The sequence below is a fragment of the Agrobacterium sp. 22-221-1 genome (assembly GCF_053522445.1).
This window is the reverse complement of record NZ_JBNWCL010000001.1, coordinates 477,693-490,905: the sequence shown is the minus strand read 5'-3', so window position 1 is coordinate 490,905 and position 13,213 is coordinate 477,693. Positions and strand designations below refer to the sequence as shown.

Sequence of the window (13,213 nt, the reverse complement as noted above, 5' to 3'; positions counted from 1 at the left end):
TTCGGCCTATCGAACCCTTGCGACGAAAGCTGCGGATTACTCCGCAGCCTCCCGTTTTCCGGCCGGCCGGCGCTCGAGAAGCTCCTTCAGGAAGTGACCGGTATAGGAACGCTCGACCTTGACGATGTCCTCCGGTGTGCCGGTCGCCACCACCTCGCCGCCGCCCGTGCCGCCTTCGGGGCCGATATCGATGATCCAGTCAGCCGTCTTGATGACTTCGAGATTATGCTCGATCACTACGACGGAATTGCCCTGTTCGACCAGCGCATGCAGCATTTCCAGGAGCTTGTTGACGTCGTGGAAATGCAGGCCGGTCGTCGGTTCGTCGAGAATATAGAGCGTGCGGCCCGTCGAGCGTTTCGACAGTTCCTTGGCGAGCTTGACGCGCTGCGCCTCGCCGCCGGAGAGCGTATTGGCCTGCTGGCCGACCTTGATGTAACCGAGGCCGACATCGAAAAGCGATTGCAGCTTGTCGCGCACGGCCGGCACGGCGGCGAAGAACTCAACGCCTTCCTCCACCGTCATATCCAGCACATCGGCGATGGACTTGCCCTTGAAGGTGACATCGAGCGTCTCGCGATTGTAACGCTTGCCGTGACAGACATCGCAGGTGACGTAAACGTCAGGCAGGAAGTGCATCTCGATCTTGATGACGCCGTCGCCCTGGCAGGCCTCGCAGCGGCCGCCCTTGACGTTGAAGGAGAAACGGCCCGGCGCATAACCGCGCGCCTTCGCTTCCGGCAAACCGGCGAACCAGTCGCGGATCGGCGTGAAGGCGCCGGTATAGGTGGCCGGGTTGGAACGCGGTGTGCGGCCAATCGGCGACTGGTCGATATCGATGACCTTGTCGATGAATTCGAAACCGTCGATGCGGTCGTGTTCGGCCGGGATTTCGCGCGCACCCATCACCCTTCGAGCCGCCGACTTGTAGAGCGTCTCGATCAGGAAGGTGGATTTGCCGCCGCCCGATACGCCGGTTACGGCAGTGAAAACACCGAGCGGCACGGCCGCCGTGACATTCTTCAGGTTATTGCCGCGTGCGCCAAAAACCTTGATTTCGCGACCCTTCTTGGGCTTTCGGCGCTCCGCCGGCACGGCGACGCCGAGTTCGCCGGAGAGATATTTGCCGGTCAGCGATTTCGGATTGGCCATCACCTCCTGCGGTGAGCCTTCAGCGATCACCTGACCGCCATGAATGCCGGCGGCCGGGCCGATATCGACCACATAATCCGCCGTCAGAATGGCATCCTCGTCATGTTCGACCACGATGACGGTATTGCCGATATCGCGCAGGTGTTTCAGCGTATCGAGCAGGCGGGCATTGTCGCGCTGGTGCAGGCCAATCGAGGGTTCATCGAGAACATAGAGAACGCCGGTGAGGCCCGAACCGATCTGTGAGGCCAGCCGGATGCGCTGGCTTTCGCCGCCGGAAAGCGTGCCGGAATTGCGCGACAGGCTGAGATAATCCAGCCCGACATCGTTGAGGAAACGCAGGCGCTCGCGGATTTCCTTAAGAATACGGACTGCGATCTCGTTCTGCTTGGCGTTGAGGCTTTCCGGCAGTACCTCGAACCAGTCGCGCGCGGTGCGGATCGACATTTCGGTGACTTCGCCGATATGCAGCCTGTTTATCTTGACGGCGAGCGCTTCCGGCTTCAGGCGGTAACCGGCGCAGGCCGGGCAGGGGGCCGCCGACATGTAGCGTTCGATTTCCTCGCGCGCCCAGGCGCTGTCGGTCTCTTTCCAGCGACGCTCCAGATTGGGCACGATGCCTTCGAAATTCTTCACCGTCTTGTAGGAGCGGGCACCGTCCTGATAGTTGAATTCGATCTTGTCATCGGTGCCCTGCAGGATGGCGTGCTGCGCCTCTTTCGAAAGATCCGACCACTTGCTCGACAGCTTGAAACCGAAAGCCTTGCCGAGCGCTTCCAGCGTCTGATTGTAATAGGGCGAGGAGGATTTGGCCCAGGGAGCGATGGCGCCGTCACGCAGGGTACGGGCGGGCTCCGGCACGATCAGGTTTTCATCCACCTTCTGCTGCGAGCCGAGGCCATCGCAGCTAGGGCAGGCGCCGAAAGGATTGTTGAAGGAGAACAGCCGCGGCTCGATTTCCGGAATGGTGAAGCCGGAAACGGGGCAGGCGAATTTTTCCGAAAACAGCACACGCTCATGGGTTTCGTTGAGCGACTTGTTGGCGGAGCCGCCGGCGGCGGTTTCTTCCGGCGGCAGGGGCTTGTCGGCGAATTCGGCAACCGCAAGACCATCGGCGAGCTTGAGGCAGGTCTCGAGACTGTCGGCAAGGCGCGCGGCCATATCCGGGCGCACCACCGCACGGTCAACCACCACGTCGATATCGTGCTTGTATTTCTTGTCGAGGACGGGCACGTCGGCGATTTCGTAGAACTGGCCATCCACCTTGACGCGTTGGAAGCCCTTCTTCATCAGATCGGCGAGTTCCTTTTTATATTCGCCTTTGCGGCCGCGCACCATCGGCGCGAGAATATAAAGACGTGTGCCTTCCTCGAAAGCGAGAATTCGGTCGACCATCTGGCTGACCGTCTGGCTTTCGATCGGCAGGCCGGTGGCCGGCGAATAGGGGACGCCGACACGTGCGAACAGCAGGCGCATATAGTCGTAGATTTCGGTGACCGTGCCGACCGTGGAACGCGGATTGCGCGATGTGGTCTTCTGCTCGATGGAGATTGCCGGTGACAGGCCGTCGATCTGGTCGACATCCGGCTTCTGCATCATTTCCAGGAACTGGCGCGCATAGGCCGAGAGGCTTTCGACATAACGGCGCTGGCCCTCGGCATAGATCGTATCGAAGGCAAGCGAGGACTTGCCCGAGCCGGAAAGGCCGGTCATGACGATCAGCTTGTTGCGCGGCAGGTCCAGATCGATGCCTTTGAGGTTGTGCTCGCGGGCGCCACGGATGGAAATCGTCTTCAGTTCACTCATGACAAGGCTCGGACAAAAATAACAGGCTTGATGGCAGCGCGTCCTTATGTAGTGACGCAGCCGGATGTGTCGAGGTCTATTCCCAATCGGTCGCAGCTTTTCGGAATGCTTGACTCGAAATCTGCGATTTAATAGAACAAAAAAGGAACGAATTGCAAGCGCGAATGTCTGCTCCCGCAGCTTAAGATTATTCTTTGTGGATAGTTCCATGCTTGCGGTGCCCTTTGCGGGCGGCGGCAGCTATTGTGTGGCGAATTTTTTGAAATGCAATTGCCGGTCATGATGGCCGGCGGACAGGATGACGAGATGGCTGGTAGCGTAAACAAGGTAATTCTGATCGGGAACGTGGGCGCCGATCCCGAAATCCGCCGGACGCAGGATGGCCGCCCCATCGCCAATCTGCGTATTGCCACCTCGGAGACCTGGCGGGACCGCAACAGCGGCGAGCGCCGCGAAAAGACCGAATGGCACACTGTCGTCGTCTTCAACGAAGGCCTGTGCAAGGTCGTCGAGCAATATGTCAAGAAGGGCGCCAAGCTCTATATTGAAGGCCAGCTGCAGACGCGCAAATGGCAGGACCAGACCGGTAACGACCGTTATTCCACTGAAATCGTGCTGCAGGGCTTCAACTCCACGCTGACGATGCTCGATGGTCGCGGTGAGGGCGGTGGCCGTAGCGGCGGCGATTTCGGCGGCGGCAATGATTATGGCAGCGGCGGCGGCTCCAGCTATGGCGGCGGTTACGACCAGCAGTCCTCTCCGCGCGGCGGCTCTTCCCGTAGCGGCGGCCAGCCTTCCGGCGGCTTCTCCAACGATATGGATGACGATATTCCGTTCTGAGCGGATCGCGAATTCGGGAAAGCGTAACGGGAGACAGGCATGAGTGATGCGCCCGCACCGAAACTGCCGGCAACCTGGCGCATCGTTCTTGCCTTCTTCCTCGATTTCTGGACGGCGTTTTTCGCCGCCGGATTTCTCGTGGCGGCGGTTGCAGGCGGGCGCACGCCACAGGGTTTTGCCTTGAACGGTGTGCCTGCCTTTATCGCCTTTGCGCTTATAATCGCATATTTTGTCGTGCTCGGCCGGTTCTTTGGCGGGACGCTATGGCAGCGTCTCCTGAAGGCGAGGCGCTAACATCCGGCTTTGCCGGCTCTCCGATAGGGGAGAAGGTATTTCGGCGTCGCGGCAGACTATGCCGCGACCTTGTCCGCCAGCATCGCGACCATGACATCGGATTGCGACACGATGCCGACCATCTTGCCTCTGGCGTCGATGACCGGCAGGTAATGCAGTCCTTCTTCGGCAAAGCGGATGATGGCCTCCTCGATTGCCGTTTCCGGCCGTACGGTTCTGACCGGCGATGTCATGATGTCCTTGACGGTATCGTTGGGGGCGCTTGCGCCGGAGAGGATGAGGCGCAGCCGCTGCAGGAAACCGATGGAGGGACGGCCGTTTCTCCAGCTCGCCTTTTCCAGAAAATCCGTCTGGGTGACGATGCCGACGATCTCCGCCTTATCGTTGGTGACCGGCAATGCCTTGAAATGGTGGCTGTGCATCAGCGCATGGGCGTGCCGCAGACTGTCATCAGGCGCAACACCGACGACATCGCGCGACATGACGCTGGCGCAATCGAGATGCAGCGCACGGCGACGCCAGGAGCGCAGTTCGGTCTTGCGTAAAATGATTTCGAGCTCGTCACGGTCTATATCCAGGACCTGGTCATATTCCTTCAGCACATCGTCGAGGTCGTTGGAGGAAAAGCCGATTTTCTGGATGGGGGTCGGATCCGTAGTGCCGTGCGCGGCCTTGCCGAGCTTCAGGCCGTGTGGGTAGGCGCGGCCGGTGGCGTTGTTATAGGCGAGGGCCAAGGCAAGAAGGATCAGCGAATTTCCGGCGACGGGCCAGAGCAGGAAACCATAACCGAGGCTGTGCACGGCAGGGCCGCCGAGAACGGCGGTCAGCGCCACCGCTCCGCTTGGCGGGTGCAGGCAGCGCAAAGCCATCATCGCGGCGATGGCAAGACTGATGGCAAGCGCGCTGGCAAGGAATAGATCCGGAACCAGCAGCGCCACTGTCACGCCCACGAAGGCCGAAACGAGGTTGCCGCAGAGGATCGACCAGGGCTGCGCCAGCGGGCTGGAGGGCACGGCGAACAGAAGCACGGCCGAAGCGCCCATCGGCGCGATCATGGCGGGCAGGGTGGGATCGAAACTGAGAGCGAGACTTCCCAGAAGGCCGGTCAGCAGAATGCCGACAAAGGCGCCGGTTGCGGAGCGCAGCCTTTCCCTGTTGCTGACGGGTGCGGCATCCGGGATGAGGCGACGCAGCGTGGAACGCATGGAGATAACTTTCGAATCCGAAAAAAACATGCGTCTTTTAGCCGAAGCGGCGGTCAGATTTAAAGGGAGGATTTTCCGGCATTTCAGCGGTTGGCGGGAATTTATTGCGCAGGCACCGCCAAGGGTCGGCTTTTCAAAAAGCGAAGGCCGATTTTATGCCATCGACCACGAACTGCACGGAAAGGGCGGCAAGCAGCACGCCGAGCAGACGGGTCAGGATCGCGCGGCCGGTATTGCCGAGAAAACGGTCCATCCGTTCCGAGACGATCAGCGCGGCATAAACGAGGGCCATGGCGAAAGCGAGGATCAGGATGAGCACCAGCATCTCGACGGTGGTTTTCATCGAGCCGGCAAGTAGCACGGTGGCGGAAATGGCGCCCGGCCCGGCGATCAGGGGCAGCGCCAGCGGAAAGACCGCCAGATTGTGAAGGTGGTCTTTGGTGATGGCGATCTCGGAGGTCTTTTCCTTGCGCTCCTGGCGTTTTTCGAAAATCATCTCGAAGGAAATCCAGAACAGCAACAGGCCGCCGGCGATGCGGAAAGCGCCGAGCGAAATGCCGAGAAGATTGAGGATGGCAAGGCCGAAGAGTGCGAAGACGGCGAGAATGCCGAAGGCGATGATGGAGCCGCGCAGCGCCACCTGGCTGCGCTGGTCGCGCGTCATGCCGGCGGTCAGCGCCAGAAAGACGGGGGCGAGGCCCGGCGGATCGAGCGTGACCAGAAGTGTGGTAAGCGCGTTGATGAGCGTTTCGCTGCTGGCCATTCTTTCCCCGTCTCATCTGTTTTTAGGGCGGAGCCTACGCAAGTCGCCGGCACTTTGAAAGGGAGCGGCGGCGCTTTTGCCGGGCTAAATCGTGAAATGCGGCGTTCGTCTTGCAAATGACGCAAAAGCCTGTTCAAAACTCGCCGGGAAATTGGCTTAACGTGGCTGTTTCCGCTATAAAAATCCATCCGATTCTTAACAGAGAATGTGATCCGTTTTGACTGACCAGAGCCCCCCCGGCGGCGGAAAACTTCCGCCAGGCATTGAACCGATTTCCATCATGGAGGAAATGCAGCGGTCGTATCTCGATTACGCCATGAGCGTCATCGTGTCCCGCGCGCTTCCCGATGTGCGAGACGGCCTGAAGCCGGTTCATCGCCGTATTCTTTACGGCATGTCCGAACTCGGCATCGACTGGAACAAGAAATACGTCAAATGCGCCCGCGTTACCGGGGACGTGATGGGTAAATTCCATCCGCACGGCAATGCGGCGATCTATGACGCTTTGGCGCGTATGGCGCAGGACTGGTCGCTCCGCCTGCCGCTGATCGACGGGCAGGGCAATTTCGGCTCCATCGACGGCGATCCGCCGGCGGCAGAACGTTATACCGAATGCCGTCTGGAAAAAGCCGCCCATTCGCTGCTCGACGATCTCGACAAGGAAACGGTCGATTTCCGCGACAACTATGACGGCACCTTGCAGGAACCGGTCGTCATTCCGGCGAAGTTCCCGAATCTTCTGGTCAACGGGGCAGGCGGCATTGCGGTCGGCATGGCCACCAATATTCCGCCGCACAATCTCTCGGAAGTCATCGACGGCTGTATCGCCATGATCGACAATCCGGCGATCGAGCTGCCGGAGCTGATGCAGATCATTCCCGGCCCGGATTTCCCCACCGGCGCGCTGATCATGGGCCGTTCCGGCATCCGTTCGGCCTATGAGACCGGCCGCGGCTCGGTCATCATGCGCGGCCGCGCCACCATCGAACCGATGCGCGGCGACCGCGAGCAGATCATCATCACCGAAGTTCCCTATCAGGTGAACAAGGCGAACATGATCGAAAAGATGGCCGAACTGGTCAAGGAAAAGCGCATCGAGGGCATTTCCGACCTGCGCGACGAATCCGACCGTCAGGGCTATCGCGTCGTCATCGAATTGAAACGCGACGCCAATGCCGAAGTCATCCTGAACCAGCTTTACCGCTACACACCGCTGCAGACCTCCTTCGGCTGCAACATGGTGGCGCTGAACGGCGGCAAGCCGGAGCAGATGACGCTTATCGACATGCTGCGCGCCTTCGTGGCCTTCCGCGAGGATGTCGTCAGCCGCCGTACGAAATATCTGCTGCGCAAGGCGCGCGAGCGCGCGCATGTGTTGGTTGGTCTGGCGATTGCGGTTGCCAATATCGACGAGGTCATCCGGGTTATCCGTCATGCGCCCGATCCCGCTTCGGCCCGCGAAGAGCTAATGACGCGGCGCTGGCCGGCGCAGGATGTGGAAAGCCTGATCCGTCTTATCGACGATCCGCGCCACCGCATCAACGAAGACGGCACCTATAATCTCTCGGAAGAGCAGGCGCGCGCCATTCTCGAACTGCGCCTTGCCCGCCTCACCGCGCTTGGCCGCGATGAAATCGGCGACGAGCTGAACAAGATCGGTGCTGAAATTTCCGAGTACCTCGAAATCCTGTCGTCGCGCCTGCGCATCCAGCAGATCGTTAAGGACGAGCTTGTCGCCATCCGTGACGAGTTCGGCACGCCGCGCCGTTCCGAGATCGTCGAGGGCGGTCCCGATATGGACGATGAAGACCTCATCGCCCGCGAGGACATGGTCGTCACCGTTTCGCATCTCGGCTATATCAAGCGCGTGCCGCTGACCACGTACCGGGCGCAGCGTCGCGGCGGCAAGGGCCGTTCCGGCATGGCGACGCGCGACGAGGATTTCGTCAACCGTCTCTTCGTTGCCAATACCCATACGCCGGTGCTGTTCTTCTCCTCGCGTGGCATCGTCTACAAGGAAAAGGTCTGGCGCCTGCCGATCGGCACGCCGCAGTCCAAGGGCAAGGCCCTCATCAACATGCTGCCGCTGGAGCCCGGCGAGCGCATCACCACCATCATGCCGTTGCCCGAGGACGAAACCACCTGGGAAACGCTGGATGTGATGTTCTCGACGACGCGCGGCACGGTTCGCCGCAACAAGCTCGGCGATTTCGTGCAGGTCAACCGCAATGGCAAGATCGCCATGAAGCTGGACGAGGAGGGCGATGAAATCCTCTCCGTCGAAACCTGTACGGACCGCGACGACGTGCTGCTGACGACCGCGCTCGGCCAGTGCATCCGCTTCCCCGTGGACGATGTGCGCGTCTTTGCCGGCCGCAACTCCGTCGGCGTGCGCGGCATCAACATGGCCGAGGGTGACCGCATCATCTCCATGACCATTGTGGGCCATGTGGAAGCTGAACCTTGGGAGCGTGCGGCCTATCTGAAGCGCTCGGCTACCGAGCGGCGTGCCGCAGGCGTCGATGAGGACGATATCGCGCTCGTCGGCGAAGAGGTGACGGAAGAGGGTGAACTCAGCGAAGAGCGCTATCAGGAACTGAAGGCACGCGAAGAATTCGTGCTGACTGTTTCCGTGAAGGGCTTCGGCAAGCGCTCCTCTTCTTACGATTTCCGCACCTCGGGTCGCGGCGGCAAGGGCATCCGCGCCACCGACACCTCCAAGACCAACGAGATCGGCGAACTCGTCGCGGCCTTCCCCGTGGAGGAAGGCGACCAGATCATGCTGGTTTCCGATGGCGGTCAGCTCATCCGCGTGCCGGTCAACGGCATCCGCATCGCCAGCCGCGCCACCAAGGGTGTGACGATCTTCTCGACCGCCAAGGATGAGAAGGTGGTTTCCGTGGAGCGCATCAACGAGCCGGAAGGCGACGACGAAGCGGAGAACGGCAATGGCGAAGATGCCGCCGACGATCTGCCGGATACGCCGGAGGCACCGGAAAACGAGGCGTAAGCCGCCTCGTTATCTTCGGTTACCAGTCAAGAAAAACCCCGCGGCGCTCAGGCTCCGCGGGGTTTTTGTTTGTGTCTTGTCGACTGCGTTTGATCTTCAGCGAATGCGAATATGGACCGGAGCGCGACCCGAGCGGCTAGCGACATGAAGGTGGATGTTCGCTTCCGGCTGATTGGAGCGCCAGGCGCGAGCGCCATGCGACAGAAGCAGCGCCACGAGATCGCGTGTCTTCGCCTTGGAACGATTAAGACCGAGATCGGCGATACGCATCGCCGCTTCGTGAATGGGATGCAGAACCGACAGGCTGCCATGCCCGTTGCCAGACGCAATGTCCGAATAATTCTCGTTGACTGCCATCTTGGAAAGCCTCGCTACACATTACAAACTTCGAGGAGACAGGCGATGTTTCGACCATGAACCACCGCCTGTGGAAACGTCTGTTACTGGAGTGACGCCCAGCAGCTGACGCCTTTCTTTTTCAATGCATTGCATGCATTCACCGCGGCGTTCTGGCCATCGAAGCCGCCGAAACGGGCGCGGTAGATCTGGGAGCCGTCCTTGCTGAAGGCAACCGTGAAGGGTTTTGCGGAGCGCAGTGCGGCGCCGCCCTTTTCCTGTGCGTTCTGCAACAGGCCGCGTGCGGAGTTCTCATCGGGAGATGCACCAATCTGGATGACCCAGCCGCCCTGCGGAGCCTCGGACCTGGCCGAAACCGAAGGGGCGGAGAGGACAGGCGCCGTGGTGGAGGCGGTAACGATATTGTCCACCTTGGTCGAGTTGGTGATCAACTTGCGGTCCGGTGCAGCGGGCGCCTGATTGATTGGATCCTTGCCCTTCTGCCAGGTGGCAGCTTCCATGGCCTTGACGGCTGCATTGGAAGAGGAGCCTGCGAAGGCGGTGACCGGCGCTTCTTCGTAACGGGTCTGCGGCACCGGACCGGAATTGGGCAGGCCGGCTGCGGTTGCTGCAACTGCCACGGAAGGAACAGCAGCGGCCACGGCGACGGGCTCTTCGACCGGCGCTGAGCGGGTCTGCGCGATCAGGTTGCTGTTGCCGCCACGCGATGCCTGCGGCAGGTAGGTTGCGACAAGCTTGCGCATGGTGGCGTCGCGGGCAGCGCTGGAGCGGCCGCCGAGAACGACGGCGACGATGGAGCGGCCGTCAAGCTGAGCCGATGTGGCAAGGTTGCTGCCGGCTGCACGGGTATAACCGGTCTTGATGCCATCTACACCCTTCACGGTTCCGACGAGGCGGTTATGGTTGCCGATAACCTGCTTGCCGAAATTGAAGGTGCGGGTGGAGAAATAGCCGTAATATTGCGGGAAATGCTGGCGAAGCGCGACGCCGAGACGGGCCTGGTCGCGCGCCGTCGTCATCTGCGCCGTGTTGGGCAGGCCGTTGGCGTTGCGATAGGTCGTGCGGGTCATGCCGAGTGCGCGGGCCTTGGCGGTCATCATTCTGGCGAAACGGTCTTCCGAGCCGCCGAGATATTCGCCGAGCGCCGTTGCCATGTCATTTGCGGACCGGGTGACGAGTGCAAGGATAGCCTGTTCCACGGTGATGCTGCCGCCGGCGCGCACGCCGAGCTTGGATGGCGGCTCCTTGGCGGCGTTGGCTGACACCGGCACCTTGGAATCGAGCGATATACGTCCGGTATTGAGCGCCTCGAATGTCAGATAAAGCGTCATCATCTTCGTCAGCGAAGCCGGATAACGCAGCCCGTCCGGATCCTCGCCATAGAGGACCTTGCCGGTCTTGGCATCGATGACGATGCCCGCATATTTCGGATCGGCCTTTGCGGTTTGAACGGATGTTGCGGTTATGAACGCCGCAGCAAGGGTTAACGCAATAAACCTTACGAAAGACGTCGCACCCGCTTTGCGCGAATGTGCCCCAGATAGACTTTTCAACACTGCTGAACTCTTCAATCGCATATTTCTGTTCCGCTCGGACACGCCCCGCCCGATGCTCCGGGAAGAAACTTTATCGGGATGGCGTTACCAAGTGGTTTATGAAAGGTATCTGCCTTCCATAAAATGCGACTTTTCGCACGCAATCTGTGCCGTGCTGTTTCACCGATTTCCGTCTTTTACGAGGCGGCGCTCGATATAGTTTTTCACATCCGCGTCCAGCTCTTGCCATTGCGGCAGCAGGGCGGAGGAGAAACGGTAGAACAGGCTGAGGTCCTGTCCGGCGTGAATATCCCTCTGGCAATCGCTGCCGGTGGCCGCTTGCGGCGTTTGCGGCAGCAGGCAGCGCACCACATAGGCGCTTTCGCCTTCGCGCTCGCCGGTCAATATGACTTCCTTGCCGTAACCGGAATCGGCGCGCAGGCGGTGCAGCAGCAGGCCGTGCTTCAGCGGCACCGGCTCTCCCTCCGTCAGCCGTGAATAGATCGGCCCGAAACGGCCGGACATGTCCTCGGACATGGTGCTTTGCGAAAGCTGGATGAAGATCAGCCCTGCCGCCTGCGCCGGATCGTCGAAGACGGCGCGATTCGCTTCTTCATAACCCTTGAGGTCAGGCCAGCTCAGATAAAGGTCGACGCGCTCGCGTTCTCCGCCGAGGCGCTCGGAAGGAGCCCGCAGGGTGTTTTTGGCAAGCTTCAGCCGGTCGTTACCGATGACGATCTCAACCTCCTCGGTGGCCGTCGTATGGCCCGCCTGGAGAATCCGCTCGCCATACCATTTGATGCCGACATTGAGGGCGCCGAGAAAGATGAGAAGAATTCCGGCGATGAGAGCGGCCCGGAGCATGAGTGACGATGAAAGCAGGGGTTTCTGGTCGTTCATGGGCTTCCATATTCGTTCCGGCCGCCGGATGAGTTTCCGGCCGGGAAATAGCCGTGCAAAGCTTTAACCCGAGGCGATCGGCATTGAAATGATGTTTTGCCGCTGCTACCTGATAACGACCAAGCAAAGGACGGCATATGGCAGCGCGCGACAGATATTCCCGGAAGCTCGAATGTTCCAGATGTGGTCATCAGGGTTTTGCCGAAGCGTCGGAATCGGATGACAAGAGCCGTCGGGACGTCGATTTTCGCATCGATGAAATGCCGCGTGGATTTCGCGCGGAGCGCGCCTCGGGCGATCCGACGGATTTCATGATCCGCTGCGCCCAGTGCGGCAATATATTCCGTTTCCTGCAGAAAACCGCCTATGCGCCCGGAGGCGAGCCGCGCGTGAAGGCCTGAAGGGAAGGTGCCGGCATGACTTTACCGCAACAACCGAACGGAGCGCCGCAAAGGCGCAAGCCGATCTGGCCGTGGATCGTGCTGCTGGTGCTGACGCTTTCAGCCATTTATTCCTATAATCGCGCCAATGAAATCATCGCGGAATTGTCCGATACCTTGCCGCCGGCGCTGCTGAACCTGTTCGAAGATATTCTCCGGGGTGACGGCCGGCATGGCAATGGCGGGCCGAGCATCGGCGTCTGAGGCGAGGGCGGTATAGAGAGCCGCTGGCTTTTTTGGCCGCGCTTCGTCTTCTGGGCCATAAAAGAAAAAAGCCCCGCAAAGAGGCGGGGCAGGTTGATCGCTCGGGGAAAGTTGGGCAATGCCCGGGAGCGATGGGTTGATATAAGTGACAATAGTGCTGACGCGATAGGCCATTTCCGTCCCAAACAGTACGCCTATGCATAAATTTCGCTCAATCAGCAGATTTTTGAACGATGAGTTTGGAAAATCTGTAAGACAACTTGACAGACTTTCGCTTTATTCTTCGCATTGCCTCGAATTGCACATATTCGCCTTTAACATAACGTGACATGAGCAGACGCATGGATAAATCGGGAATCCTCTTCGTGGCGCTTTTGCTGGTGCTTGTCGCAATCGTTTTAAGCCTGACGCTATTCGAGACGGCTCAGCAGGTGCCCTCGATACCTTCAGGCGACGGATCCCTGCTGCCGCCGACAACGCCCCCGGGGCAATGATCTGCCAACCGTAAGAGAACGGCGATGCAGCTCGCCCGGGCGGGATTGACGGCCTTTTTCAAACCGCTATAAAGCCTCACCACCGATGGATGGGTGTCCGAGTGGTTTAAGGAACCGGTCTTGAAAACCGGCGTGCGTGAGAGCGTACCGTGGGTTCGAATCCCACCCCATCTGCCATCAAGCGCAAAGATCATTCGAACAACGCTGCGACGA

At 60.1% G+C, this 13,213-nt stretch carries 12 protein-coding genes and 1 tRNA gene; 7 read left to right on the top strand and 6 right to left on the bottom strand.

The genetic code is table 11. From position 1 onward, the window contains the following. Window positions 1-36: 36 nt before the first annotated feature. A complete protein-coding gene (uvrA, locus tag ACQZ5N_RS02455; RefSeq protein ID WP_448731964.1) occupies window positions 37-2,958 on the bottom strand; it encodes an excinuclease ABC subunit UvrA in 2,922 nt (973 codons plus the stop codon). Between the two features lie 264 nt (window positions 2,959-3,222). Here uvrA and ACQZ5N_RS02450 point away from each other — a divergent pair, with 264 nt between their 5' ends. Together ACQZ5N_RS02450 and ACQZ5N_RS02445 are read left to right on the top strand one after the other, a co-directional pair. Next, window positions 3,223-3,798, top strand: coding sequence for a single-stranded DNA-binding protein (locus ACQZ5N_RS02450; protein WP_448731963.1), 576 nt, complete (start codon window positions 3,223-3,225; stop codon window positions 3,796-3,798). A gap of 39 nt (window positions 3,799-3,837) precedes the next feature. Next, window positions 3,838-4,092: a hypothetical protein gene (locus ACQZ5N_RS02445; protein WP_448731962.1), complete on the top strand. Its 255-nt coding sequence runs from the start codon at window positions 3,838-3,840 to the stop codon at window positions 4,090-4,092. A 56-nt stretch (window positions 4,093-4,148) separates the two neighbouring features. Here ACQZ5N_RS02445 and ACQZ5N_RS02440 read toward each other — a convergent pair whose 3' ends face one another. Continuing rightward, window positions 4,149-5,297 carry an HPP family protein gene (locus ACQZ5N_RS02440; protein ID WP_448731961.1) on the bottom strand — a complete coding sequence of 383 codons (1,149 nt, stop codon included), beginning with the start codon at window positions 5,295-5,297 and terminating at the stop codon, window positions 4,149-4,151. Window positions 5,298-5,430: 133 nt separating this feature from the next. Continuing rightward, entirely contained in the window at window positions 5,431-6,060 is a 630-nt protein-coding gene (locus ACQZ5N_RS02435; RefSeq protein WP_003525062.1) for a MarC family protein, read from the bottom strand. A gap of 217 nt (window positions 6,061-6,277) precedes the next feature. On the opposite strand from ACQZ5N_RS02435, the gene gyrA reads away from it, so the two are divergent. Then, window positions 6,278-9,070, top strand: a complete 2,793-nt coding sequence (gene gyrA / locus ACQZ5N_RS02430; protein ID WP_035261270.1) for a DNA gyrase subunit A — start codon at window positions 6,278-6,280, stop codon at window positions 9,068-9,070. Window positions 9,071-9,166: 96 nt separating this feature from the next. Here the strand turns inward: gyrA and ACQZ5N_RS02425 are convergent, their stop codons facing one another. The 3 genes from ACQZ5N_RS02425 to ACQZ5N_RS02415 form a co-directional block, all read right to left on the bottom strand. Then, window positions 9,167-9,427 carry a hypothetical protein gene (locus ACQZ5N_RS02425; protein ID WP_003502750.1) on the bottom strand — a complete coding sequence of 87 codons (261 nt, stop codon included), beginning with the start codon at window positions 9,425-9,427 and terminating at the stop codon, window positions 9,167-9,169. An 83-nt stretch (window positions 9,428-9,510) separates the two neighbouring features. After that, entirely contained in the window at window positions 9,511-11,004 is a 1,494-nt protein-coding gene (locus ACQZ5N_RS02420; protein WP_082710415.1) for a D-alanyl-D-alanine carboxypeptidase family protein, read from the bottom strand. 138 nt (window positions 11,005-11,142) lie between these two features. After that, entirely contained in the window at window positions 11,143-11,862 is a 720-nt protein-coding gene (locus ACQZ5N_RS02415) for a hypothetical protein (protein ID WP_448731960.1), read from the bottom strand. Window positions 11,863-11,999: 137 nt separating this feature from the next. Between ACQZ5N_RS02415 and ACQZ5N_RS02410 the strand changes: the two genes are divergently transcribed. The 4 genes from ACQZ5N_RS02410 (at window position 12,000) to ACQZ5N_RS02395 (ending at window position 13,177) form a co-directional block, all read left to right on the top strand. Then, entirely contained in the window at window positions 12,000-12,263 is a 264-nt protein-coding gene (locus ACQZ5N_RS02410) for a hypothetical protein (protein ID WP_035261275.1), read from the top strand. A 15-nt stretch (window positions 12,264-12,278) separates the two neighbouring features. Next, complete coding sequence (locus tag ACQZ5N_RS02405) at window positions 12,279-12,506, top strand: hypothetical protein (protein WP_035261278.1); 228 nt, start codon at window positions 12,279-12,281, stop codon at window positions 12,504-12,506. 341 nt (window positions 12,507-12,847) lie between these two features. After that, window positions 12,848-13,000, top strand: a complete 153-nt coding sequence (locus ACQZ5N_RS02400) for a hypothetical protein (RefSeq protein ID WP_448731959.1) — start codon at window positions 12,848-12,850, stop codon at window positions 12,998-13,000. 87 nt (window positions 13,001-13,087) lie between these two features. Further along, window positions 13,088-13,177 (top strand) — tRNA-Ser (locus tag ACQZ5N_RS02395). Window positions 13,178-13,213 lie beyond the last annotated feature (36 nt).